Annotated in this window: 29 protein-coding genes; 22 read left to right on the top strand and 7 right to left on the bottom strand. The window is 39.3% G+C overall.

What is annotated here, in order from left to right:
• The first annotated feature begins 133 nt into the window (after positions 1–133).
• Positions 134–673 carry an NADPH-dependent FMN reductase gene (locus AC3ZVC_RS24595; RefSeq protein ID WP_490065665.1) on the top strand — a complete coding sequence of 180 codons (540 nt, stop codon included), beginning with the start codon at positions 134–136 and terminating at the stop codon, positions 671–673.
• 70 nt (positions 674–743) lie between these two features.
• Here AC3ZVC_RS24595 and AC3ZVC_RS24590 read toward each other — a convergent pair whose 3' ends face one another.
• Entirely contained in the window at positions 744–998 is a 255-nt protein-coding gene (locus AC3ZVC_RS24590; protein WP_490065664.1) for a YhdB family protein, read from the bottom strand.
• Positions 999–1,201: 203 nt separating this feature from the next.
• Between AC3ZVC_RS24590 and AC3ZVC_RS24585 the strand changes: the two genes are divergently transcribed.
• From AC3ZVC_RS24585 to AC3ZVC_RS24570, 4 genes are all read left to right on the top strand, one after another.
• The gene (locus AC3ZVC_RS24585; RefSeq protein ID WP_490065663.1) at positions 1,202–1,522 is read left to right on the top strand and encodes a DUF3889 domain-containing protein; all 321 of its coding nucleotides are present in this window, start codon (positions 1,202–1,204) and stop codon (positions 1,520–1,522) included.
• A gap of 244 nt (positions 1,523–1,766) precedes the next feature.
• On the top strand, positions 1,767–3,179 hold the full coding sequence (locus AC3ZVC_RS24580) for a SpoVR family protein (protein WP_490065662.1): 1,413 nt from the start codon (positions 1,767–1,769) through the stop codon (positions 3,177–3,179).
• A 282-nt stretch (positions 3,180–3,461) separates the two neighbouring features.
• Complete coding sequence (locus tag AC3ZVC_RS24575) at positions 3,462–3,764, top strand: hypothetical protein (protein ID WP_490065661.1); 303 nt, start codon at positions 3,462–3,464, stop codon at positions 3,762–3,764.
• 32 nt (positions 3,765–3,796) lie between these two features.
• Positions 3,797–4,285 carry an STAS domain-containing protein gene (locus AC3ZVC_RS24570; RefSeq protein WP_490065660.1) on the top strand — a complete coding sequence of 163 codons (489 nt, stop codon included), beginning with the start codon at positions 3,797–3,799 and terminating at the stop codon, positions 4,283–4,285.
• A gap of 52 nt (positions 4,286–4,337) precedes the next feature.
• Here the strand turns inward: AC3ZVC_RS24570 and AC3ZVC_RS24565 are convergent, their stop codons facing one another.
• Positions 4,338–5,198 (bottom strand): permease, encoded by an 861-nt coding sequence (locus AC3ZVC_RS24565; RefSeq protein WP_490069003.1) that lies wholly within the window; start codon positions 5,196–5,198, stop codon positions 4,338–4,340.
• A 251-nt stretch (positions 5,199–5,449) separates the two neighbouring features.
• A complete protein-coding gene (locus AC3ZVC_RS24560) occupies positions 5,450–5,779 on the bottom strand; it encodes an ArsR/SmtB family transcription factor (RefSeq protein WP_490065659.1) in 330 nt (109 codons plus the stop codon).
• A 239-nt stretch (positions 5,780–6,018) separates the two neighbouring features.
• On the opposite strand from AC3ZVC_RS24560, the gene AC3ZVC_RS24555 reads away from it, so the two are divergent.
• From AC3ZVC_RS24555 to AC3ZVC_RS24485, 15 genes are all read left to right on the top strand, one after another.
• A complete protein-coding gene (locus AC3ZVC_RS24555) occupies positions 6,019–6,363 on the top strand; it encodes an ArsR/SmtB family transcription factor (RefSeq protein ID WP_490069002.1) in 345 nt (114 codons plus the stop codon).
• 13 nt (positions 6,364–6,376) lie between these two features.
• The gene (locus AC3ZVC_RS24550) at positions 6,377–7,675 is read left to right on the top strand and encodes an arsenic transporter (protein WP_490065658.1); all 1,299 of its coding nucleotides are present in this window, start codon (positions 6,377–6,379) and stop codon (positions 7,673–7,675) included.
• 96 nt (positions 7,676–7,771) lie between these two features.
• The gene (arsC, locus tag AC3ZVC_RS24545; RefSeq protein ID WP_490069001.1) at positions 7,772–8,194 is read left to right on the top strand and encodes an arsenate reductase (thioredoxin); all 423 of its coding nucleotides are present in this window, start codon (positions 7,772–7,774) and stop codon (positions 8,192–8,194) included.
• Between the two features lie 64 nt (positions 8,195–8,258).
• The gene (gene arsD / locus AC3ZVC_RS24540) at positions 8,259–8,606 is read left to right on the top strand and encodes an arsenite efflux transporter metallochaperone ArsD (RefSeq protein WP_490065657.1); all 348 of its coding nucleotides are present in this window, start codon (positions 8,259–8,261) and stop codon (positions 8,604–8,606) included.
• 16 nt (positions 8,607–8,622) lie between these two features.
• The gene (gene arsA / locus AC3ZVC_RS24535; protein ID WP_490065656.1) at positions 8,623–10,398 is read left to right on the top strand and encodes an arsenical pump-driving ATPase; all 1,776 of its coding nucleotides are present in this window, start codon (positions 8,623–8,625) and stop codon (positions 10,396–10,398) included.
• Positions 10,399–11,241: 843 nt separating this feature from the next.
• On the top strand, positions 11,242–11,637 hold the full coding sequence (locus AC3ZVC_RS24530) for a metal-sensitive transcriptional regulator (protein ID WP_490065655.1): 396 nt from the start codon (positions 11,242–11,244) through the stop codon (positions 11,635–11,637).
• 112 nt (positions 11,638–11,749) lie between these two features.
• Positions 11,750–12,109: a rhodanese-like domain-containing protein gene (locus AC3ZVC_RS24525; protein ID WP_214728390.1), complete on the top strand. Its 360-nt coding sequence runs from the start codon at positions 11,750–11,752 to the stop codon at positions 12,107–12,109.
• Between the two features lie 15 nt (positions 12,110–12,124).
• The gene (locus AC3ZVC_RS24520) at positions 12,125–12,421 is read left to right on the top strand and encodes a rhodanese-like domain-containing protein (protein WP_490065654.1); all 297 of its coding nucleotides are present in this window, start codon (positions 12,125–12,127) and stop codon (positions 12,419–12,421) included.
• 66 nt (positions 12,422–12,487) lie between these two features.
• On the top strand, positions 12,488–13,621 hold the full coding sequence (locus AC3ZVC_RS24515; protein ID WP_490069000.1) for an MBL fold metallo-hydrolase: 1,134 nt from the start codon (positions 12,488–12,490) through the stop codon (positions 13,619–13,621).
• 437 nt (positions 13,622–14,058) lie between these two features.
• Positions 14,059–14,535 carry a DsrE/DsrF/DrsH-like family protein gene (locus AC3ZVC_RS24510; protein ID WP_394136593.1) on the top strand — a complete coding sequence of 159 codons (477 nt, stop codon included), beginning with the start codon at positions 14,059–14,061 and terminating at the stop codon, positions 14,533–14,535.
• Between the two features lie 35 nt (positions 14,536–14,570).
• Positions 14,571–15,149, top strand: a complete 579-nt coding sequence (locus AC3ZVC_RS24505) for a sulfurtransferase TusA family protein (RefSeq protein WP_490065653.1) — start codon at positions 14,571–14,573, stop codon at positions 15,147–15,149.
• 38 nt (positions 15,150–15,187) lie between these two features.
• A complete protein-coding gene (locus tag AC3ZVC_RS24500; RefSeq protein WP_490065652.1) occupies positions 15,188–16,312 on the top strand; it encodes an MBL fold metallo-hydrolase in 1,125 nt (374 codons plus the stop codon).
• Between the two features lie 64 nt (positions 16,313–16,376).
• Complete coding sequence (locus tag AC3ZVC_RS24495) at positions 16,377–16,604, top strand: sulfurtransferase TusA family protein (protein WP_144543301.1); 228 nt, start codon at positions 16,377–16,379, stop codon at positions 16,602–16,604.
• A gap of 62 nt (positions 16,605–16,666) precedes the next feature.
• Positions 16,667–17,443 (top strand): sulfite exporter TauE/SafE family protein, encoded by a 777-nt coding sequence (locus AC3ZVC_RS24490; protein WP_214728400.1) that lies wholly within the window; start codon positions 16,667–16,669, stop codon positions 17,441–17,443.
• A gap of 99 nt (positions 17,444–17,542) precedes the next feature.
• The gene (locus AC3ZVC_RS24485) at positions 17,543–17,905 is read left to right on the top strand and encodes a YidH family protein (RefSeq protein WP_490065651.1); all 363 of its coding nucleotides are present in this window, start codon (positions 17,543–17,545) and stop codon (positions 17,903–17,905) included.
• A gap of 351 nt (positions 17,906–18,256) precedes the next feature.
• Here the strand turns inward: AC3ZVC_RS24485 and AC3ZVC_RS24480 are convergent, their stop codons facing one another.
• Positions 18,257–19,150, bottom strand: coding sequence for a YitT family protein (locus tag AC3ZVC_RS24480; protein ID WP_490065650.1), 894 nt, complete (start codon positions 19,148–19,150; stop codon positions 18,257–18,259).
• Between the two features lie 309 nt (positions 19,151–19,459).
• Here AC3ZVC_RS24480 and AC3ZVC_RS24475 point away from each other — a divergent pair, with 309 nt between their 5' ends.
• Positions 19,460–19,987, top strand: a complete 528-nt coding sequence (locus AC3ZVC_RS24475; RefSeq protein WP_490065649.1) for a hypothetical protein — start codon at positions 19,460–19,462, stop codon at positions 19,985–19,987.
• Between the two features lie 47 nt (positions 19,988–20,034).
• On the opposite strand, the gene AC3ZVC_RS24470 is transcribed toward AC3ZVC_RS24475, so the two are convergent.
• Complete coding sequence (locus tag AC3ZVC_RS24470; protein WP_490065648.1) at positions 20,035–20,160, bottom strand: hypothetical protein; 126 nt, start codon at positions 20,158–20,160, stop codon at positions 20,035–20,037.
• Positions 20,161–20,190: 30 nt separating this feature from the next.
• The gene (locus AC3ZVC_RS24465) at positions 20,191–20,361 is read right to left on the bottom strand and encodes a hypothetical protein (RefSeq protein WP_490065647.1); all 171 of its coding nucleotides are present in this window, start codon (positions 20,359–20,361) and stop codon (positions 20,191–20,193) included.
• 271 nt (positions 20,362–20,632) lie between these two features.
• On the opposite strand from AC3ZVC_RS24465, the gene AC3ZVC_RS24460 reads away from it, so the two are divergent.
• On the top strand, positions 20,633–21,538 hold the full coding sequence (locus AC3ZVC_RS24460) for a YihY/virulence factor BrkB family protein (RefSeq protein ID WP_214728410.1): 906 nt from the start codon (positions 20,633–20,635) through the stop codon (positions 21,536–21,538).
• A gap of 29 nt (positions 21,539–21,567) precedes the next feature.
• Here the strand turns inward: AC3ZVC_RS24460 and AC3ZVC_RS24455 are convergent, their stop codons facing one another.
• Positions 21,568–21,882 carry a DUF948 domain-containing protein gene (locus tag AC3ZVC_RS24455; RefSeq protein ID WP_214728412.1) on the bottom strand — a complete coding sequence of 105 codons (315 nt, stop codon included), beginning with the start codon at positions 21,880–21,882 and terminating at the stop codon, positions 21,568–21,570.
• Between the last annotated feature and the right edge of the window lie 45 nt (positions 21,883–21,927).

The following is a 21,927-nucleotide window of genomic DNA, read 5'->3' as shown; positions in this document are numbered from 1 at the left end:
CATCCTAAAGTCTTACAAAACACTTACTGGATTAGTCCTAAAGTAAGCTTGAAAACTCATTCATACTGACGATGTTAAAAACGCCATGTCTCTATATACTAATAGCAGATAGTAAATTAAAGGAGAGTTTATAATGAAGCTTATAATTATTAACGGCAGTCCAAGACAAAAGGGCAGAACAGGAATTGCCTCACGTTATATAGCACGAAAATATAATGCAGAGCTTATTGATTTAAGCCTGGGAGAAATTCCTTTATATAATGGAACCGAGGAACAATATCAGCTTCCTGCGGTTAAAAAGCTGCGCCAGCTGATTGCGGACTCGGACGGAGTCATTTTAGCTTCCCCTGAATATCATAGTGCCATGAGCGGTGCGTTAAAAAATGCACTTGATTTTCTGGGAAGCGAGCAATTTGCCCATAAACCAGTCGGTTTGCTCGTTGTAGCAGGCGGTGGAAAAGGCGGTATAAATGCACTTACCAATATGAGGATTGCCGGCAGGGGCGTATATGCCAATGTCATTCCTAAGCAGCTGGTACTTGATCCCCACTGTTTTGATTATGAAAATGACGGCCTGTATGAAGAGCCGGCTAAGCTGGTCGAAGGACTCATACAGGAGCTTCAGGTATATATGAAAGCCTATAAACAAATTAAACAGGAAATAAACAACTAAACAACAAAAACGAAAACACGGATCATGACGATCCGTGTTTTTTATTGGTGGAATTCATTTGATTTAGGTTTTAAGTTATTTCATAAAAAGAAGCGTCTGGCAGCTGTTCTTCCGATAATTCGTTGGCATGGTCGATGTATCTTAACAAAGAATATAAATGTTTCTCAATAACGGAATAGTCTTTTTCAAAATTGTAGGCATGAAGAAAGTGTTCAATTTTCTTCGAAAGGAACTGATCTTCTGTTCTGACCATCAATATTAACAAGTTATCCCATTCCGATCGGTGCGTATAGTATAACGCACGATCATAATCCACTTTATTCATTTGTCCTTGCCTCCTCTTTCAGGAGATGATTTTAGTTTGCGATGAAGATGATATTTCTTCCGCAGTAAATCTTGGACTTGTTGATTTAAAGAGGTTTTCATCTTTTACCTGTATAAAGAATTTCGTTTTATCTCAATAAAAGCATACATAAAAATATGGACCAGGCGAAAAATAATCTTAATGGCAAAAGAATGGAGGCTAACATGAAAAAGTTCTTATCAATTCTTATGATGTTATGCATATTGACTGGAGGAAGCTCATTGGCAGGAGCTGTTCAAAAGCCTGATTATGAGAAATATGGACGTATCGCCATCACGGTAGTAAAGGAAGATTACCCAGGAGAAGAAGTGGTGGATTACCAATATGGCGGAAGGCAGAAAGTATCTGAAACAGATGTAACGGATACCTTTACTTTCACAGTAAAAGAAAATGGCAAGCCGGTAACCGTGCTGGTAAAAGTAACCCATAGCCTTGAAAGTAATAAACTGGTCAGCTTAACAGCAGAGAGAAAATTACAGCAGTAAGCTCAATTATAATGATTAACACTTTTAGGTATTGCCTTTCGAAAAAAAGCATTGCTCTTCGTCTAAGATTGTGAAAAATACTGTAAACCTGACCTTTACGTTTATTATCCGCTGCAGCTATTTGTAGCGGTTTTTACTTTTGATGGAAATAAGAAGCGGTTTTGCTTTATAAAAGGTTATCACAAAATCATTAATCCCCCATTTTGTTCATAGATTATGTTAAGGACTAAAAGGGGGAGTGGCAATGCGCGAAGACGATAATAAATCACTGGAATATGCCATTCAGGAAATTACTGAAATTGCTAATGGCTTTGGCTTGGATTATTACCCTATGCGATATGAGATATGTCCTGCGGAAATTATTTATACTTTTGGCGCTTATGGAATGCCGACAAGATTTTCACATTGGAGTTTTGGAAAACAGTTTCATAAAATGAAGCTGCATTATGATCTGGGATTATCAAAAATTTATGAGCTGGTAATCAATTCTAATCCTTGTTACGCCTTTTTGCTAGATTCCAACTCGCTCATCCAGAACAAATTAATTGTCGCTCACGTTTTAGCACATTGTGATTTCTTTAAAAATAATGTCCGCTTCCAAAACACCAAGCGTGACATGGTGGAGAGTATGGCAGCAACTGCTGAGAGAATCAGGCAATATGAAATTGAGTTTGGAAAGAAAGAAGTAGAAACCTTTCTGGATGCAGTGCTCGCTATTGAAGAGCATATCGATCCATCGCTAATGAGGCCAAAGCTGGCCTGGAATATGGAAGATGAAAATGAAAGCAGCGGTGATACTGTAGCACCAAGTCCATATGATGATTTATGGGGTCTCGATGAACGAAATAATAAACGTGAGCCTAAAAAGAAGAAAAAAAAGTTCCCTCCAAAACCGGAAAAGGATTTGCTTTTGTTCATAGAGAGCTACAGCAGGGAGCTTACCGATTGGCAGCGGGACATCCTAACCATGATGCGGGAGGAAATGCTCTATTTTTGGCCGCAGCTCGAAACAAAAATCATGAACGAAGGCTGGGCTTCGTATTGGCATCAGCGGATTTTGCGAGAAATGGATTTGACATCTGCAGAAGCGCTTGAATTTGCTAAACTGAACGCAGGGGTTGTACAGCCTTCAAAAACCGGAATTAATCCATATTATCTTGGCCTTAAAATTTTCGAGGATATTGAAGAAAGATACGACAACCCAACAGAAGAAATGAAAAGACGCGGTGTAGAGCCGGGATCGGGCCGAGAGAAGATGTTCGAGGTCCGTGAAATTGAGTCTGATATTTCCTTTTTACGGAATTACTTAACAAAGGACCTTGTAATGAGGGAAGATATGTATCTATTCCAAAAGCAGGGCAAGGATTATAAAGTTGTTGATAAGCAGTGGGAGCATGTCCGCGATCAGCTTGTCAGCATGCGCGTAAACGGGGGCTTCCCATACCTGACTGTCAATGACGGCGATTATATGAAAAATGGAGAACTATACTTAAAGCATTGGTTTGAGGGCGTTGAGCTCGATCTGAAATATCTTGAAAAGGTCCTCCCTTACGTGCACCAGCTATGGGGCCGCAGTGTCCATATGGAAACAATCGTTGAAGGCAAAAACATGCTCTTCACATATGATGGAAAGAGTATTCACAGGAAGTATCTGTAAGTATCTATCTGAGGGAAACCGCGAATCACACATGTTGTGATTCGTTTTTTCTATTGGCTAAGTTAAATTTGCCTTGCGCTTCTGGCACGCGCCTTCTGCTTCCGCTCCCATCAACAGGGCACTAAATCAACATTGAGATTTAACACGCCTTCTATTAAAAAAGGAGATAGGTTTGAAAGAACTATTCATTAGTATAATTTTATTTTCATTCTGGCCAAGTTGAGGTAAATTATTATCAGGTACAAATGTTATAGAGATACCTCTCAGGACGGAGATGAAAACATGGAGCAGGGAAAAGTACAAGAGTTATTAAGCAGCTCAATTTTGGAAAAAACAGAAGAGCTGGCACAGGAGATGCTGGATTCCTTAATGGTCCATTTTGAAAATGAGCTTTCTAAAGAGGAAGCCAGAGATAATGCGTTACAGACATTCTCTCATTTAGTGACGATTGTCGGCAAAGGATTGATTGATGATAAAGTATGGGACAAGGCTGAAACATGGGGAGAAGAAGTAGGGTATATATCTGTTCAAACAGGCGGATATTCGGCGGTACGATTAAAAGTACTACACTATATAAAGATGTGATAACAACCTTTATCTTAACGAAGGCAGAAGAAATGAAATTGCCAGCCACTTCGTTGATTGAGGTAATATCCAGAGTGGACAGAATTATCACCATTACTACATACGGTTTTACAAACGCATTTATAAAACATGCGGAAGAGCTAATAAAAGAATCACAAAGCCAGTACCTGAAAATTTCTGTACCGATTGTCCCGATATCTAATAATATAGCGATTTTGCCGCTTATTGGCGAAATTGATGAAGTTCGGTCAGGAATTTTAATTGAAGAGGCCTTGTCTGTCAGTGTTAAGCAGAGGTATGCACACCTCATTTTAGATGTATCGGGTGTGTATATGGCAACACCATTGGTGATCGAAACCCTTCAAAAGCTTGTTAAGAGCCTAAAATTACTCGGTGTATCTCCTCTTGTAACCGGAATCAGGCCAGAGCTAAGCAAATCATTTGTTGAAAGTGGAGTAAGACTTGATGAAATACCGATATACACGAACTTAAAACAGGCTATAGACCATTTAACGCAATAATATAGCCAGAAGAAAAAACTGTTCAGGCGGAATGAACAGTTTTTTGTTTTCCCTATATTAAATAAAAAATAAATCCTGATATTGTCGACATTGTGATGACTGAAGCAATAAAGGCGATCACAAGCTGTTTGCGGAAAATGGATTTTAAAAGAATGACCTCCGGAAGACTTGCACCGGCTGAGCTGATCATCATAGCCATGACAGGGCCAAGAGCCATTCCTTTTAAGATAAGAATTTGGGAAATCGGAATCATACTTGATAAACGGATATAAAGTGGAATTCCGGCAATCGATGCAACAGGTATTAGCCACCACGCATCATGTCCAAACCATTTTGCTATAAAATCATCCGGTACAAGCCCGTGTATACCTGCTCCTATAGCGGCACCAATGAGGAGGTATGGATACACACTTTTCATAAGGCTTAAAGTTTCCTGCCATGCGAAGGACCAGTTGAATTTGTGCTGTTTTTCCTGATGTCCTGTCATGATTACATTTTTTACATACTGCTGATAGCCTAGCTTCTCCAAAGAGAATCCAATGATAAAAGAAAAAACGGTAGTAATCACAGTGTATATAATTGCAACCTTCCAGCCCATGACAACACCCATTATCGTTAATATTGTCGGGTCTAATACAGGGGAAGCAAAAAGAAAGATCATGACAATTGAAAAGGGAATCTTGTTTTTTAGCATGTTGACCACAACAGGAATAGTGGAGCAGGAGCAGAAAGGTGTAATAAATGCAAAAGCAATTGCTGCTGCACTGGCCAGAAACTTGTTCCTGCCGGTTAACTTCTTCTCAATTTTTTCATAAGGGATATATCCTTGCAGCAGGCTTATGGCAAATGAAATACCGACAAATAATATTGTAAGCTCCAGCGTAATCCATAAAAAGCTTTTTAGAAACTCCATCATATTTATCCTCCTTATTATGCTTCACGTATAACGGTGCAGCACTTCCTCTCTTTTAAGAGATTAGAATTTAAGCCTTTAACCGGCTCTTTTGAAAATTTCCCTAAGTGATGCGATTTTTTCTCCAGTTCTTTCTGTTTCAATTGGGCATTTAGGAAGTGTTCTTGAATAAAGATGAAATCTTCTCCTTTTTATCAAAAAAAATTGATTTATATATCAAAAAAAATTGATATAAAGTCTAAATTTAGGACCTAACAGCAGCTAGGTCTAAATAAGCAGCATAACTCCGGAGATAGCAAGTGATTAATTTCCTCTTGATTAATTCGATAATAGCTCCATGTTCCTTTTGTCTCTTTTAGAATTAATCCTGCATCAAGAAGAATCTTTAGGTGATAGCTCAGTTTGGACTGCGGCATTTCAATAAGTTCGCTTAAATCGCAAACGCAGCTGGATTCCTGTTTGCACAGCAGATTCAAAATGTGGAGGCGTTTTTGATCGGCAAGTGCTTTAAATTTCGCTTCATATTTAGAAAAAGTTTCATCCAGTGAAGTAGTATCCTTTAAAGGAATGATATTGTCCATGGTGTATCCTCCTTAAATCAAATTCCTTTGATACATTGTATTATACTTCCAATAGTGGCAATGTGCAACTAAATATATCAAAAAAAATTGATTTATTTTTATGAAAGAGGGACTGAATAAAAACATTTATTAATTTTTAATTGCGTATATAAGAATATACTTATATAATGATGAGGAATTAATATTTTTGATACTTATGATTATATTGAAGAAATTAAGGAAGAGGTGATTTTGTTTTGATTGCTGATCAAACTTTGGATATTGAACGTGCTGCTGGCATTTTAAAGCTGCTTGGCGATAAGACCCGTTTGTCGATGATGAGAATTCTTTCAGAGCATGATTGCTGTGTATGCGAGTTCACTGAAATTTTCCAGATGAGCCAGCCTGCTATCAGCCAGCATTTAAGAAAGCTCAGGGATGTTGGCCTGGTAAAAGAGAGCAGAAGAGGGCAGTGGATCATTTATGCGCTGAACGAGAGCCATGAGTATTATTCATTTGTAAAAATGCTGCTTGATGCTTTACCAAGCCAGGAAGAGAAGCTTAAAGAGTTAGAAAGACAGGGAAAACGAATTTCTTGTGAATAGAGGAGGATAAGGTTTGACATCAGTCATATTGGCATCCATTATATTCCTTGCTACTTTGACATTAGTCATATGGCAGCCAAAAGGACTTGGTATTGGCTGGTCGGCTGTCGGCGGAGCGATTGTGGCCCTGATAGCCGGAGTCGTGTCCTTTCAGGATGTAATCGATGTAACAGGAATTGTATGGAACGCCACATTAACATTTGTAGCATTAATAATTATTTCACTTATTTTAGACGAAATCGGATTTTTCGAATGGTCGGCTTTACATATGGCCCGATATGCAGGGGGCAATGGACTTCGCATGTTCCTGCTTGTTACCCTCCTGGGTGCAATAGTGGCCGCATTCTTTGCGAATGATGGAGCCGCTCTTATTTTAACGCCAATTGTCCTGGCGATGGTCAGAGCTTTGAAGTTTAAAGATACAATGATTCTTCCATTTATTATGGCGAGTGGATTTATTGCAGATACGACTTCCCTGCCGCTGGTAGTCAGCAACCTTGTTAACATTGTTTCCGCTGACTATTTTAATATCGGCTTTGCCGAGTATGCATCAAGAATGATTGTGCCGAATTTCTTCAGTTTAGGTGCCAGTATTCTTGTCCTGTATTTATTTTTCAGAAAAAGCATACCCAAAAAGTATGATATGGCCCAATTGAAACGTCCTGTTGAAGCTATTAAGGATGAAAGAATGTTCAAACTGTCATGGTTAGTGCTGGCAGTGCTTTTAATCGGCTACTTTGCGAGTGAGTTTTTGGAAATACCCGTTTCCTTTATTGCCGGTGCCATTGCGATCTTATTTTTGCTTATCGCAAGAAGAAGCCCTGCAGTTCATACCTCTGCCGTTATAAAGGGAGCTCCATGGGCAATCGTATTTTTCTCAATCGGCATGTATGTTGTGGTATATGGCCTCCGCAATGTTGGATTGACATCCGTTCTTGCCGATGTCATCCAGGCTGTGGCCGACCAGGGCTTATTTGCAGCAACCATTGGCATGGGATTCATTGCAGCAATTTTATCATCCTTTATGAACAATATGCCCACTGTAATGATTGACGCTTTAGCGATAGCAGACACAAACACAAGCGGTCCTATACGGGAAGCTTTGATTTATGCAAATGTTATTGGTTCTGACCTGGGTCCTAAAATTACGCCAATTGGTTCACTTGCTACCCTTTTATGGCTGCATGTACTTAATACCAAGGGGGTAAAAATTACTTGGGGTTATTATTTTAAAGTGGGTATTATTTTAACAATTCCTACTTTATTCATTACCTTAACAGGCTTATATATATGGCTGTTGATTATATCTTGATAAATGATGGAAGTTAAATTATCAAGAATTAACATAATGAAACAGCTATCTTCTACAGCAATACAATTAAATTGAATCCAAGGAGAGATGATTATGATGGAAAACAAAAAAACAATCTATTTCTTATGTACAGGCAATTCATGCAGAAGCCAAATGGCGGAAGGTTGGGCAAAAAAACATTTGGGAGACCAGTGGGAAGTAAAAAGTGCAGGTCTTGAAGCTCATGGCCTGAACCCAAACGCTGTAAAAGCTATGAAGGAAGCAGGCATTGATATTTCAAATCAGACTTCTGATACAATTGATCCTAAAATTTTAAATAACGCAGATTTGGTTGTTACGCTTTGCGGACATGCGGCAGATCATTGCCCTGTCACGCCTCCGCATGTTAAACGTGTTCACTGGGGATTCGATGACCCTGCGAGAGCTGAAGGAACTGAAGAGGAGAAATGGGCATTTTTCCAGCGTGTTCGTGATGAAATCGGCGAACGAATCCAGAAGTTTAAAGAAACAGGCGAGTAAAACTGCCATAAAGTTAATACAAGCCGGGGCTTTTCCCGGCTATTTTCATAAAGGAGAGGATAACATGGCGAAATTAGAAATCTTTGATCCGGCATTATGCTGTGCGACAGGCGTTTGCGGACCAAGCGTGGACCCGGAACTGGCAAGAGTGGCGTCCGCATTATTTATTCTTGAAGGCAAAGGCTTTTCTATAAAAAGATACAATCTGGGAAATGAGCCAGATGTCTATGTTAATAATCCAATTGTCAGCAAGCTTTTAAATGAAAAGGGGCCTGATGTGCTGCCGCTGATTCTTCTTGACGGGAGAGCTGTTAAGGAAGGCAGTTACCCAACAAATGAGGAGCTGGCTTCATGGTTTGGCGTTAACGCATCTATATTGGAGGCAAAAAAATCATCTAATAGCTTGTTATAAGAGGGAAGGTTTTAAAATGTTAAAACGATTCGATCCTGCAGAAATTGTCATGACTCCTTTTATGTTTTTTACGGGGAAGGGAGGAGTAGGCAAAACATCGACCGCAAGTGCGCTGGCTATTACACTGGCTGATCAGGGCAAGAAGGTGCTGATTGTATCGACTGACCCTGCTTCCAATCTTCAGGATGTTTTCAAAACGGAATTGACGAATAAAATCAGCGCTGTTCCAGATGTCAATGAACTATATGCCTGTAATCTTGATCCTGAAGAGGCAGCAAGAGCCTATAGAGAAAGGACCATCGGGCCATATCGGGGCAAGCTTCCTGAAAGTGTAGTTCAAACAATGGAGGAACAGCTTTCTGGTGCCTGCACAGTTGAAATCGCTGCCTTCGATGAGTTTACAAACTTATTGGCAAATCCCGAAATTCATGAAGCGTATGATCATATTATTTTTGACACTGCTCCAACAGGCCACACACTTCGTTTGCTTCAGCTTCCAGCAGCCTGGACGGACTTTTTAAATGAGAGCACACACGGGGCAAGCTGTCTGGGACCGCTTTCGGGATTGAGTGCAAAAAAAGATCTTTATGCAAAATCTCTGGCAGCGCTATCAGATGGGGAAAAGACAACTCTGATTCTCGTATCACGTCCGGAGGCGTCTGCATTAGCGGAAGCAGATCGCGCCTCAAAGGAATTGGGCGAGACAGGAATCAAAAGCCAGATTGTGTTAATTAACGGTATCCTTCAAAATGAATTAGAAGGTGATACCATTTCCGAAGCGTTTTATAGAAAGCAGCAAAAAGCCCTTTCTGCCATGCCGGCTAATTTGGCAGAACTCCCCCTATACGCGGTTCCTTTAATCGCTGGGTCCTTGACCGGCCCGCAATCATTAAGGAAACTATTTACTAAAAACCAGTCTGAGTCTGGAATCGCCCAGGAAAAGGACCGAATTGAAATTCCTTCTCTTCAGGCGGTACTAGATGATTTACACGAGAGCAACAAAAATGTTATTTTTACAATGGGGAAAGGCGGAGTTGGAAAAACAACTGCAGCTTCGGCTATTGCTGTCGGACTTGCAGAGAAGGGCAAACGTGTCCATTTGACAACAACAGATCCAGCTGCACATTTAACCCATATATTTGGCAATGAGCATAGCTTTGGCAATTTAACAATTAGCAGCATCGATCCAAAGGATGAAGTGGAAAAATACCGTAAAGAGGTACTGGGCAGGGTATCAGAAAAGCTTGATGAAGAAGCGATCGCATATATCAAAGAGGATCTTGAATCCCCGTGCACAGAAGAAATTGCCGTGTTCAGAGCTTTTGCAGAGGTAGTGGCGAGGGCTAAAGAAGAAGTGGTAGTTATTGATACGGCCCCAACCGGACATACCCTGCTTCTGCTGGATGCAGCTCATTCTTATCATAAAGAGTTGGAGAGGTCCACTGGTGAAGTTCCTGAAAGTGTAAAAGAGCTGCTGCCTAAATTGAGGAACACTAAAGAAACAGAGGTTGTAATTGTTACACTTCCAGAAGCAACCCCTGTATTTGAAGCTGCGAGGCTCCAGGAGGATTTAAAAAGGGCAGATATATCGCCTAAATGGTGGGTCATAAATCAAAGTTTCTATGCTGCGGATACCGAAGACCCCATTTTGCGTGGTAAGGCCGCTTATGAAAAAGAATGGATTCTTAAGGTTAAGAATGAACTGGCTAAGGACCTTGCAGTTATTCCATGGTTAGAGGACGAGCAAATTGGCTATAGCGAATTACTGAAAATATACAAGAAGAAAGGATGAACGACTTGAAAATTACGGACGGAGCCCGTGACCTGCTGAAGCAAGTGCTTCAGGAGAAAAATACGGGTGGTATTAGAGTTTATTTTGCAGGCTATGGCTGAGGAGGCCCACAGATTGGACTGGCTCTGGATGAGCCGGAAGCAGATGACATAACAGAAACCATCAATGAAATCCAGGTTGCCTTTGACCCGGAAATCAAATCTTACACAGAAGGCATGACTCTTGAGCATGATCAACAAAGAGAAGGTCTTGTCCTGCTAGGTAATGAAAGTGATTGCTGCTAAACAGCAAGCAAAAGACACCTCATTTTTTGGGGTGTCTTTTTATTATAGGTTGTGTTAAATTGTTTGATTAAAAAAATTTGATTTATAGGTTGACAATATACCTTTGGGGGTATAATATATGTATTGTATTTAAAATATACATTCAGAGGAGATTATAATGCTATATATTTTACTAACTTTGTTGTTACTTATAATCCCGTTGTTCAAAAGGTATTACCCTGTGAAAAACATACCATGTTATAGTTTGGAAAAGTGCAGTCCCAAAGAAGATACTGTCCTGCTGGACGTCAGGGATTATAATGATTCCTGCCACTGTGAAATACCTGGGGCGATCGAATCTTCCGATTCCATATATAAATAGGCACATTAAAGAAATACCCCATAACCAAATCCATTTGGTTGCTTCCAGCCCATTAGAAAAAAATGTGGGAATAAGGATGCTTCGCAAAAAGGGTTTTAAAATAGTCGGTTTTTCAATGCCAGAATGCCATTGTGTAAAATAAAGGCTTATCGTTGTTTTTTTAGCACCCCGTTGTGAAGGCACGAGACTCCTGCGGGAATGCGGATTAAAGGGAGGCCCCGCAGGAGCGAAGCGACGAGGAGCGTCGGACCGCCCGCGGAAAGGGAGTGCCTGCAGTGGAAATCAACAGGCAAATTTAACAGAGCCAAAATAAAAATAAATGGGGTGAATATTGTGTTATACCATGCAAAAACTCAAAATCGAATCAAAAGGGCGGAGGGGCAGCTAAGAGGCATTTTGAAAATGATGGAGGAAGAAAAAGATTGCAAATCTGTCATTACCCAGCTAACAGCATCCCGGTCAGCGATTGATAAAGCAATTGCAGTTATCGTCAGTTCAAATCTTGAACAATGTATTCTCGAAAGCACTGAAAAGGGAACTGAGAATTCCAGCATGATTGAAGAGGCTGTCAACTTACTTGTTAAAAGCAGATAAAAGGTAGTTGACTTCCTTTTTTTATTAAGTTACAATATACCCTGTGAGGTATAATGATGATTGATTAACACTATATTAATACTTACAATCACACAAATTCGGAGGTAAACAAATGACTATTGTAAATGGAATTATTATCGCCCTGCTTATTATTCTTCTAGCTCAGAAGCTGATCCCGGTAAAGGGCATAAAGCAGATGACAACTGCTCAGCTGAAGAATGAATTAAAGGACAAAAACAAGCAATACATTGATGTAAGGACACCTGCAGAATTTAAAGGCTTCCATGTTCCAGGGTTTGTTAACATGCCTCTTCATCAGCTTCACCAGAAAATGGGGCAGCTATCAAAGGACAAAGAAGTAGTTGTTATTTGTCAAAGCGGAATGAGAAGCAGCAAAGCAAGCAAAATACTAAAAAAAGCGGGTTTTAAAAACATTACAAACATCAAAGGCGGAGTAAGCGCCTGGAGATAACGGGGAGGATATAAAATGAAAACAATGACTGTTAAAGAAGTAGAACACAAACTAGCTGCCGGAGAGAAATTAGATATCATTGATGTTCGTGAAGTGGATGAAGTAAAAGAAGGAAAGATACCTTCAGCTATCCATATTCCGCTTGGATTAATTGAATTCCGTATGCATGAGCTGGATAAGAATAAAGAATATGTTTTGGTGTGCCGATCAGGCAACCGCAGCGGATTAGCTGCTCGCTTTCTTGAAGACCAGGGTTTTAGTGTAATTAACATGCTTGGCGGTATGATGAACTGGGATGGCCCTACAGAATAATCGGGCAAAGCCATTTGACTATTTGGCAATATTTTTTTAAATTAAAATATACCAATGGGGGTAATAATTATGAAGGAAATGACTGCAAAACAAGTTGCTGAGTTTGTAATTGAGAAAAAGGACTTGTTCATTCTGGATGTTAGAAATGAAAGTGATTATAAGGACTGGAAAATTGAAGGGGAAAAAGTAGAATCCATTAATATTCCATATTTTGATTTAATTGACGGAGTAGAACCTGCTCTTGAAAAACTTCCAAACGATAAGCAAATTCTTGTTGTTTGTGCAAAAGAGGGATCTTCAAAATTTGTAGCTGAATCTTTGGAGGAAGCTGGAATCTCTAACGTTTCATATCTTCAAGGGGGTATGAAATCCTGGAGCGAATACTTATATAAAGCAGAAGTATATCGTGATGAAAACGTAAAGGTATACCAATTCATCCGTGTCGGAAAAGGATGTCTCTCCTATATGGTTGTATCCGGAAAAGAAGCCCTGGTGGTTGATCCATCCAGATTTACTGGAGTATACGAAGAAGAAGCAGCAAAAGCTGGGATTAAAATCACTCATATTGTAGATTCCCATTTACACGCTGACCATATTTCAGGCGGTAAAGAACTATCAGAACGCACAGGGGCTAAATACTACCTAATGCGAAGTGAAGGAGCTATTTTCGACTTCAACGCATTGGAAGAGCATGATGAAATCGTTTATGAAGATGTAAAGCTGGAAGTACTTGCAGTTAAAACACCTGGTCATACACCAGGCAGCGTATCATTTTTTGTGAACGATAAGCTATTGTTCTCTGGAGATACAATCTTTGTAGGGGGACTTGGACGCCCAGACCTGGGAGGAAAAGTTGCCGAATGGGCACAGGACTTATTTAACACAGTCTATGAAAAAGTTGCAGCGATTGCTGATGATGTAATTGTTCTTCCTGGACATTATGCAGATTTGGATGATGAAATGAACGAAGCAGGCTTTATTGGAGACCTATTAGGAAATATCCGATCACGAAACGAACTTATGCAGAACAAAAATAAGGAAGAATTCGTAGATATGGTTATATCGAATGCTAATACTGAAACTCCTCCAAACTTTGAGGAAATTGTAGCGATTAACCGTGGTGTCATTAAGGCTGAAGCAGAAAAGCAGCAAGAACTGGAGATCGGTCCTAACCGCTGTGTGCTTCACCATACACATTAATTTTGAAATCCTAGGGGAGAATGTTTCTCCCCTTTATCAAAGGCTTTGTTAACTAGTTAATGATTTTAATACTTGTTGGTTGAAGCGTGTGGCGGGAGATCCTCGAAAAGGATTGGCATCTTCGCCAGGAGTTTATTCAAAGATGCTTGTTCAGTGTCCTTCGGGAGAAGCGGATCGAAACTCAGCAGGCGTATAACGCAGAGAAGCTCTCATGCGTCCGTGGTTCGCTGAGTGCCTGGAAGGGAAATCAACAAAGATCATATATAATTAAAAGGAAAAGCCTTGTTGACAGATCATCTAATATAAGATATTATATACCCTGTAAGGTATTAATACGATATAAGGTATTAACACTATTATCACAGTAAAAATAAAATATACAAATATTTTTTTGATTAAATATATACCTATTAGGGTAAAGGGAGGAAGAAGAACAAATGGAAAAGAAAAAAACAACGATTGTTCTTTTCAGTGGGGACTATGACAAAGTAATGGCGGCTTATATTATTGCAAATGGTGCTGCTGCTTACGATCACGAGGTAACGATTTTTCACACTTTTTGGGGATTAAATGCTTTAAGAAAAGATGAACCAATTCAAGTGAATAAATCGTTTATGGAGAAAATGTTTGGCAAAATGATGCCAAGAGGACCTGAAAAAATGGGCCTATCAAAAATGAATATGGCTGGAATGGGTCCTAAAATGATTAAAGATATCATGAAAAAACACAACACAATGCCAGTAAGCGACCTTATTGAAATGGCAAAAGAACAGGACGTTAAGCTTGTAGCTTGCCAAATGACTGTTGACCTTCTCGGCTTTAAGCAAGATGAAATTATTGATGGCGTTGAATTTGCCGGTGTTGCTGCGTACTTAGCTGATGCAGAAGATGGCAATGTCAACTTATTCATATAATCAAATTTCGCAAATATGATAGGGGGATTTTTTGAATGGAAGCATTAAAAACAAATTTTACAGTTGACGCGAAAGGCCTTGCATGCCCAATGCCGATTGTAAAAACAAAAAAAGCGATTAATGACTTAAATCCTGGAGAAGTACTTGAGGTTCTTGCAACAGATAAAGGATCAAAGGCTGATATCCAGGCATGGGCTAAAAGCTCAGGCCACCAGTACCTTGGAACAATTGAAGAAGGAGATGTGCTTAAGCATTATATCCGAAAAGCAAGTGCAAATGAAGAGCGCGATGCTGCAAATTTTGAGACTGTTGCTTCAAATGAAGAGCTTCAAACAGAGCTTGACTCAAATTCAGATATTGTCATTCTTGATGTAAGGGAACCAGCTGAATTTGCATTCGGCCATATTCCGAACGCTGTTTCAATTCCTTTCGGCGAACTGGAAGAGCGCATCGGCGAACTTAACAAAGATAAGAAGACATACGTTGTATGCCGTACAGGAAGCCGCAGTGATATGGCGTCACAGACATTAGCCGAAAAAGGCTTCACAAACGTAATTAATGTTTTACCTGGAATGTCTGAGTGGAATGGACCAACTGAAACAAAAGTTAACTAAAAAATTTTAACTGAAATGATACGGTAGGAGGTATAAAGATGGCGAAAGCAATGACAGCTAAAGAAGTAACGAAAAAAGTTTTCAATAATGAAGAACTTTTCATCCTTGATGTCCGCAATGAAAGTGACTTTAACGATTGGAAAATCGAAGGTAAAAACTTCGAATATTTAAATGTTCCTTACTTCGATCTTCTTGATGGAGTAGAACCTATTCTTGATAAAATTCCAGCGGATAAAGAGCTTTTAGTAGTGTGTGCAAAAGAAGGATCTTCCGTAATGGTTGCAGACATGCTTGAAGAAGCAGGACGTGAAGCCTCTTACCTTCAAGGCGGAATGAAATCTTGGAGTGAGCATCTTGAGCCTGTTAAAGTAGGCGATTTGAAGGATGGCGGAGAAATGTATCAATTCGTCCGCATCGGCAAGGGCTGCCTATCTTACATGGTTATTTCCAACGGTGAAGCTGCAATCGTTGATGCAACTAGAATGACTAATGTATTTACTGATTTTGCTGCTGAAAAGAATGCAGAAATCAAGCATGTCTTTGATACACACCTGCATGCTGACCATATTTCCGGCGGAAGAAAAATTGCTGAAAAAACAGGTGCTTCATACTGGCTTCCTCCTAAGGATGCCGTGGAAGTAACATTTGAATATAACCGCCTTGAAGATGGAAACGAGGTAATGATTGGTTCCACAAAGATTAGCATTCAGGCTGTTTATTCACCAGGCCATACAATCGGTTCAACATCTTTTGTAGTTGATGATCAATACCTTCTATCAGGTGATATCCTGTTCATCGATTCAATTGGACGTCCTGACTTGGCGGGTAAAGCTGGTGACTGGGCTGGAGATTTAAGGGAAACACTTTACAAGCGTTATAAAGAGCTATCAGGAGAATTAATTGTTATGCCTGCACACTTCATGATCATTGATGAGTTAAATGAAGATGGCAGTGTATCTGAAAAGCTTGGGACTTTATTTGCTAAAAACCACGGATTAAACATTAAAGATGAAGGCGAGTTCAGAAAATTGGTTTCTGAAAACCTTCCTCCTCAGCCGAATGCTTATCAGGAAATCCGTGAAACAAATATGGGAAAAATCAGCCCGGATGAAGAGAAACAGCGTGAAATGGAAATCGGACCAAACCGCTGTGCGGTAAGATAACTTTTTTGAATTGGATTTTGCTTTAACTTTAATACTAACTATTAAAAATCGGAGGAATGAAATCATGAATGTAACAAAAGTATTAGATGCAAAAGGTCTAGCTTGCCCAATGCCAATCGTAAAAACAAAGAAAGCAATCGGTGAAATCGAATCAGGCCAAGTGCTTGAAATTCATACAACTGACAAAGGTGCAGTTAAAGATTTAGCTGCCTGGACAGAATCAACTGGCCATGAACTTTTAAAGCATGAGGACGATAATGGAGTTCTAAAGTTCTGGGTTAAAAAAGGCTAATATAATGAAATGATAAAAGGGAGTTGTTACTCCCTTTTTGATTTAAAGGAGGGAACAGCCACATGGATTTTACCTTTTTAATCGTTATCTTTTTAATTGGTTTCATCGGCTCTTATATTTCCGGTATGGTCGGAATCGGCGGTTCAATTATTAAGTATCCTATGCTTTTATACATTCCACCATTATTTGGTTTAGCGTCATTTTCCGCCCATGAAGTATCGGGAATCAGTGCTGTACAGGTGTTCTTTGCTACTATTGGGGGCGTTTGGGCCTACAGAAAAGGCGGCTATTTAAATAAAACACTTATCATATATATGGGTTCTGCTATATTAATTGGTAGTTTGATCGGAAGCTACGGTTCACGTTTCATGTCTGAAGGTGGCATTAACCTGGTGTACGGAGTATTGGCTTTGATCGCTGCTGTCATGATGTTCGTACCGAAAAAGGGTTTGGACGATATACCATTGGATCAGGTAAAGTTCAATAAATGGCTTGCAGCTTTCTTTGCTCTGGTGGTCGGAGTTGGAGCTGGTATTGTCGGTGCTGCAGGAGCATTCCTGCTTGTTCCAATCATGCTTGTTGTGTTAAAAATCCCTACAAGGATGACCATTGCAACATCATTGGCGATTACATTTATTTCTTCAATTGGCTCAACAGTAGGCAAGGTTGCAACTGGCCAGGTTGATTACATCCCAGCTGCCATCATGATCGTGGCAAGCTTAATTGCATCTCCACTAGGTGCAAATGCGGGAAAGAAAGTAAATACAAAAATCCTGCAGATTATCTTGGCTGTGCTTATCCTAGGTACATCTATTAAGATCTGGATGGATATTCTATAATAAAAAAGGGGTCAGCGTTTGCTGTCCCCTTTTTGAGTTTAACTTGAGATAAAAAGGAAAATATAAAGCTATACTCTAATCCGGGGAGAGTTGTTTCAAATGGAAGAAACAAAGGAGTCAAAATACATACAGCAGCACTTGGCAAACGAACGTACTTTTTTGGCTTGGGTTCGTACGTCTATAGCTGTAATCGGCATAGGGGTTCTGGCATCTACACTGCATTTTAATAACATACAGAGGGTAAATGAATTTGCTGACAGGATTGCGGTGGCATTAAGCCTATTCTCGCTGGTTACTGGACTTACCATCCTATTATATGCAACCATGAATTATTTTCGGGTTCGCAAAAGAATTAATACGCAAACCTACACTTCATCAAGGTCTCTAATCTATTTAATAACTATCATCATCTTTTTGATATTCATTCTGTTGTTAACCTATTTATTTGTCATATTAATTTAATAGCCGGGCGGCTGGGCCGCCTACGCATCCACCAGATATGATAGTTAATCAAACTGATTAACGACGATAATAAGATCCAACCACCAAATATGGTAGTTAATCAAACTGGTTAAGACGATAATTAGATCCAAACACCCATATGGTAGTGTAGTTAATCGAACGGATTAACGACGAGTGTATAGCGGACTTCTCATTTAACGCCGCATAACCAATTCAAAACGAAGCAAATCCTCCGCACAAGGGCGCAACAATACCCGAAGCGGTGCGGGGACGAAGTGTAAAACACATCCTCCCGTGTCGATATTTATTTCTACTTATCAAATCCATCTGAACCCATAAAAAAAGTCATCCTTAGTGGATGGCTTTCTTTTTAAACCTACCGCCTCTTACCTCAGCGATATCAGCTACAGCCAAAAACGCATTGGGGTCGATTTCTTCGACAATGGCTTTTAGTTTTGCTTCTTCCAGTCTGGTTATTACGCAAAATATTACCTTTTTATCGTCGCCTGTATAGGCTCCCTCGCCATTTAAATAGGTAACTCCTCTTCCGAGCCGGGCAAGAATTGCTTCGCCGATAACTTTGTGCTTTTCACTAATAATCCAGGCAGATTTGGACTCATCAAGTCCTCGTATGACAACATCAATTGTTTTAAAAGCAATGAAATAAGCAAGGATGGAATACATGGCACGATTCCAGCCGAAAACAAATCCAGCTGTTCCAAAAATAAAGATATTGAAGAACATGATGATTTCCCCAACAGAGAAGGGGAGTTTTTTGTTGACAAGAATGGCCAGAATTTCTGTTCCATCCAATGATCCCCCGTATCTGATAACCATGCCGACCCCTATTCCAAGGACAATTCCGCCAAATACCGTCGCCAATAGCAAGTCTTCTGTAAATACAGGGACGTCATGCAAAAGGAGTGTAGTAGCGGATAAAACCGCGATGCCCAATAAGGTGGATAACGCAAAGGTTTTTCCTATTTGCTTGTAGCCAATATAGAAGAAAGGAATATTTAAGACGAAGATGAACCAGCCGAGTTTCCAGCCGGATAAATGTGAAAGGATAATGGAGATGCCAACGATCCCGCCATCCAGAATCTTATTTGGCACCAGGAATTCTTCAATCCCGACCCCCATAAGAATTGCCCCTAATATGATAAAGATGATCCTTTTGGCTAGCTTGGCTTTCGTTAATCCTTTATGTAGGTTTTGTTCAACAGCAGGTTCTAATGAAACATTCATAAATGACCCCCAATTATGTTATTTTAGAAAAATTTTTACGTCGCCGCATATTAAAAAGTATGTAAATAGTGGTTATTTGAAGAGCCGGTGTTTTTTCTAATCCTTTATAAAAAGTATGATAGCTTGTGCCAATTTAGGCCTTCTTAAAATTACCTATTGAACAGGTTAAAATTTTTAGTCGTGCAATTTAAATATAATTATAACATTTCATGGATTAATTTGGTTGAATCCAAACTGCCTCTATAGTTATGAATATGCTTATAAGTATAATTTCTTCATTTCTTGGAAAAATACATGCGAGGTGGTTAAATGTATAGGTGGATTATTATCTTGCTGGCATTATTGCTATCCTTAAATTTTTCACCAGCTGCGTCTGCAAAAGATAGTATCAAAGACGATCTTGAATGTGTAAGGAAGCAGGAATTTCGCACAAAGGAATTCAACGAACAGGTAACGAGTGATGTGTTTGCAAGTTTCGGACATAAATATGATGAAATAATTGATCAGAGCATGTATATGAATATGATTGACCTGATGAAGTATACAGTTCTTTCTGCCGGTGAAGATGCACATTTGGAGAGTTTAAAGAAGCAAATGAGCGGCGCTTCAATTGGAGAAAAAAGGCTTTACTTTTTTCATGGGAATCCTGATGAGGCATACATCTTTTATAAAGACCTTAAAAACGGTAATAATATGGTCCATTTAAAGAAGGAGCAAGTAGGCTGGAAAGTACAGGAAAGGGTCGTGAAAAAAGGGAAGAGGATACCCTTCAAACGTGAAAAATGCGAAGACGATTATTTTATGAAAAGGATGTTTAATAATTTATATCAAAAATAGAAAAAGGTGCCCCAGATCAATCTGGCGGCACCTTTCCATTTCAGGGATTAGCAGCAAGTTTTGGCTTCCTTGCAGCAATCTGTATCTTTTTTATTATCTGCTTCCTTGATTTCAATTTGGCAGCATTCCTTGCCATCCTTTGTGACAGATAGGAATTTAAAGACATTCAACATGAATTCACCTCCTTCCAGCAAAAAACGAAACTAACAGGTTTCACATGGAATGCAACTACAGCCTGATAATTCCTGTTTGGTGGGCGTTTGGCGGGCAGGTTTATCTTTCAGAGGTGGAGAGAACTTCCAAGCATCTCTGGCTATCCTTTCAATTTCCTTTTGTTTAAGCTCTGCGACCATAAAGTCTTCAAATCGAAACATAAATTCCAACTCCTTAATCAATAAAATTTGTTTTATTAATCAAAAAAAATTGATTTTTAGTGTAAAATAAACAGTGGTGTGTAATTAAATTTGATGTATGTTTTAAATCAAAATGTTTTGATATTTGTATTATAGTTCCATTAATTCCAAAATGCAACTTAAAAATCAAAAAAAATTGATAAATATTTTTTCTGCGAAAAATGATTATGAACCCTATCCGAGGGGAAAAGACTTCTTACAAGGCTTAGGTTAGAGAAGGGAGGATGTAAAAATGAATAAGGTGATCAAATATGGCAAGAAACTCGGGAAGGAGTTCAAAAATGATCGGGCAACCGGGCTTGCAGCTGAACAAGCCTATTACTATATGCTCTCCATTTTTCCTTTGTTAATCTTGCTTATTTCCATTGTTCCATATCTTTCTTTAGATCCCCAAAAAGCATTATCTTATTTGCAGGCAGTGATGCCGGCAGATTCATATAGTGTAATTGAGGACAATGTAATAAATATTATAACGAAGCCCAATGGCGGGCTGCTGACTTTTGGTATTATCGGTACATTATGGTCGGCCTCTAACGGTATGCAGGCATTTATAAGAGCTATGAATGATGCTTTTGATGTTAAAGAAACAAGGTCGTTTATTAAATCAAGACTCATATCTATTGGTTTGACAATAGGATTGATTGTAGCAGTTATCATTGCAATGGTTTTGCCGGTTTTCGGAAAACTGATTATGAATTTTGTGGAGAATTTTATTCATATACCAAACGGCATGCAAATCCTTATTACGGTTTTAAGATGGGTAATTGCATTTGCCATCATGGTATCTGTTTTAGCCATCCTTTACAAGGTGGCTCCAAATAAGCATTACCCGTTTAAACATGTTATCCCTGGTGCACTGGCTGCAACAGTAATGTGGCTGATGATATCACTTGGATTATCTTTTTACGTAAGCAACTTTGGAAATTATTCCGCAACTTATGGAAGTTTGGGCGGGGTAATTGTTATGATGCTATGGTTCTTTTTGACAGGTCTTGCTCTTGTTATTGGCGGAGAAATCAGTGCTATTTACCATAGGCATAAGACGAAAAAGCCTGACGATAATAAGAAGGATATTGATAAAGATAATAGCAGTGGTAAATTGGATGCAGAGGCTTATAGTACTCTTTCAATAAAGTAACACAAAAAACGAGGGGTTAGCCCCTCGTTTTATTTGATTTGGTGGATGAATGGTATTTTAATATTCCACCATTTTTTGAATTTTTTCGGTGTTTCTTTTACAGCTGATACAGTATTATGAAATGTTTGTTTCTTATAATCAATATCCTTCTGGATCTCTTGTTGTGTTGATGTCAGCTCATCAACTCCACTTTTTATTTGATCAGCTTTTAGCTGCATGACAGTGCTTATCGCTGTCAGTTTTTCAATTGCCGGCTTGGCATCCTTGTAGGTTTTAAATGCGTAGATGCCGAGAAATACCAATGATGCGACAATAAGTATCAGGCTTGCATAAACAATGTACATAGTGATCCACCTCCTTATGTTGCTTTTTTAGTGTTTACCCTTTTT

It is taken from the genome of Cytobacillus sp. C11.1, assembly GCF_058145115.1.
The sequence above is the reverse complement of the archived record's forward strand: the minus strand, read 5'-3'. Positions and strand labels throughout refer to the sequence as shown.

Excerpts from the sequence above, each read along its gene's own strand:
- AC3ZVC_RS24585 (WP_490065663.1), top strand. The coding sequence starts at position 1,202 with ATGAAAAAGTTCTTATCAATTCTTATGATGTTATGCATATTGACTGGA.
- AC3ZVC_RS24480 (WP_490065650.1), bottom strand. The coding sequence starts at position 19,150 with ATGAATGTTTCATTAGAACCTGCTGTTGAACAAAACCTACATAAAGGA.
- AC3ZVC_RS24575 (WP_490065661.1), top strand. The coding sequence starts at position 3,462 with ATGGAGCAGGGAAAAGTACAAGAGTTATTAAGCAGCTCAATTTTGGAA.
- AC3ZVC_RS24560 (WP_490065659.1), bottom strand. The coding sequence starts at position 5,779 with ATGGACAATATCATTCCTTTAAAGGATACTACTTCACTGGATGAAACT.
- AC3ZVC_RS24565 (WP_490069003.1), bottom strand. The coding sequence starts at position 5,198 with ATGGAGTTTCTAAAAAGCTTTTTATGGATTACGCTGGAGCTTACAATA.
- AC3ZVC_RS24460 (WP_214728410.1), top strand. The coding sequence starts at position 20,633 with ATGAATAAGGTGATCAAATATGGCAAGAAACTCGGGAAGGAGTTCAAA.
- AC3ZVC_RS24495 (WP_144543301.1), top strand. The coding sequence starts at position 16,377 with ATGAATGTAACAAAAGTATTAGATGCAAAAGGTCTAGCTTGCCCAATG.
- AC3ZVC_RS24505 (WP_490065653.1), top strand. The coding sequence starts at position 14,571 with ATGGAAGCATTAAAAACAAATTTTACAGTTGACGCGAAAGGCCTTGCA.
- arsD (WP_490065657.1), top strand. The coding sequence starts at position 8,259 with ATGGCGAAATTAGAAATCTTTGATCCGGCATTATGCTGTGCGACAGGC.
- AC3ZVC_RS24590 (WP_490065664.1), bottom strand. The coding sequence starts at position 998 with ATGAATAAAGTGGATTATGATCGTGCGTTATACTATACGCACCGATCG.
- AC3ZVC_RS24580 (WP_490065662.1), top strand. The coding sequence starts at position 1,767 with ATGCGCGAAGACGATAATAAATCACTGGAATATGCCATTCAGGAAATT.
- AC3ZVC_RS24490 (WP_214728400.1), top strand. The coding sequence starts at position 16,667 with ATGGATTTTACCTTTTTAATCGTTATCTTTTTAATTGGTTTCATCGGC.
- AC3ZVC_RS24470 (WP_490065648.1), bottom strand. The coding sequence starts at position 20,160 with ATGTTGAATGTCTTTAAATTCCTATCTGTCACAAAGGATGGCAAGGAA.
- AC3ZVC_RS24500 (WP_490065652.1), top strand. The coding sequence starts at position 15,188 with ATGGCGAAAGCAATGACAGCTAAAGAAGTAACGAAAAAAGTTTTCAAT.
- AC3ZVC_RS24510 (WP_394136593.1), top strand. The coding sequence starts at position 14,059 with ATGGAAAAGAAAAAAACAACGATTGTTCTTTTCAGTGGGGACTATGAC.
- AC3ZVC_RS24475 (WP_490065649.1), top strand. The coding sequence starts at position 19,460 with ATGTATAGGTGGATTATTATCTTGCTGGCATTATTGCTATCCTTAAAT.
- arsC (WP_490069001.1), top strand. The coding sequence starts at position 7,772 with ATGGAAAACAAAAAAACAATCTATTTCTTATGTACAGGCAATTCATGC.
- AC3ZVC_RS24465 (WP_490065647.1), bottom strand. The coding sequence starts at position 20,361 with ATGTTTCGATTTGAAGACTTTATGGTCGCAGAGCTTAAACAAAAGGAA.
- AC3ZVC_RS24530 (WP_490065655.1), top strand. The coding sequence starts at position 11,242 with ATGCGGATTAAAGGGAGGCCCCGCAGGAGCGAAGCGACGAGGAGCGTC.
- AC3ZVC_RS24595 (WP_490065665.1), top strand. The coding sequence starts at position 134 with ATGAAGCTTATAATTATTAACGGCAGTCCAAGACAAAAGGGCAGAACA.
- AC3ZVC_RS24455 (WP_214728412.1), bottom strand. The coding sequence starts at position 21,882 with ATGTACATTGTTTATGCAAGCCTGATACTTATTGTCGCATCATTGGTA.
- arsA (WP_490065656.1), top strand. The coding sequence starts at position 8,623 with ATGTTAAAACGATTCGATCCTGCAGAAATTGTCATGACTCCTTTTATG.
- AC3ZVC_RS24520 (WP_490065654.1), top strand. The coding sequence starts at position 12,125 with ATGAAAACAATGACTGTTAAAGAAGTAGAACACAAACTAGCTGCCGGA.
- AC3ZVC_RS24525 (WP_214728390.1), top strand. The coding sequence starts at position 11,750 with ATGACTATTGTAAATGGAATTATTATCGCCCTGCTTATTATTCTTCTA.
- AC3ZVC_RS24570 (WP_490065660.1), top strand. The coding sequence starts at position 3,797 with ATGAAATTGCCAGCCACTTCGTTGATTGAGGTAATATCCAGAGTGGAC.
- AC3ZVC_RS24485 (WP_490065651.1), top strand. The coding sequence starts at position 17,543 with ATGGAAGAAACAAAGGAGTCAAAATACATACAGCAGCACTTGGCAAAC.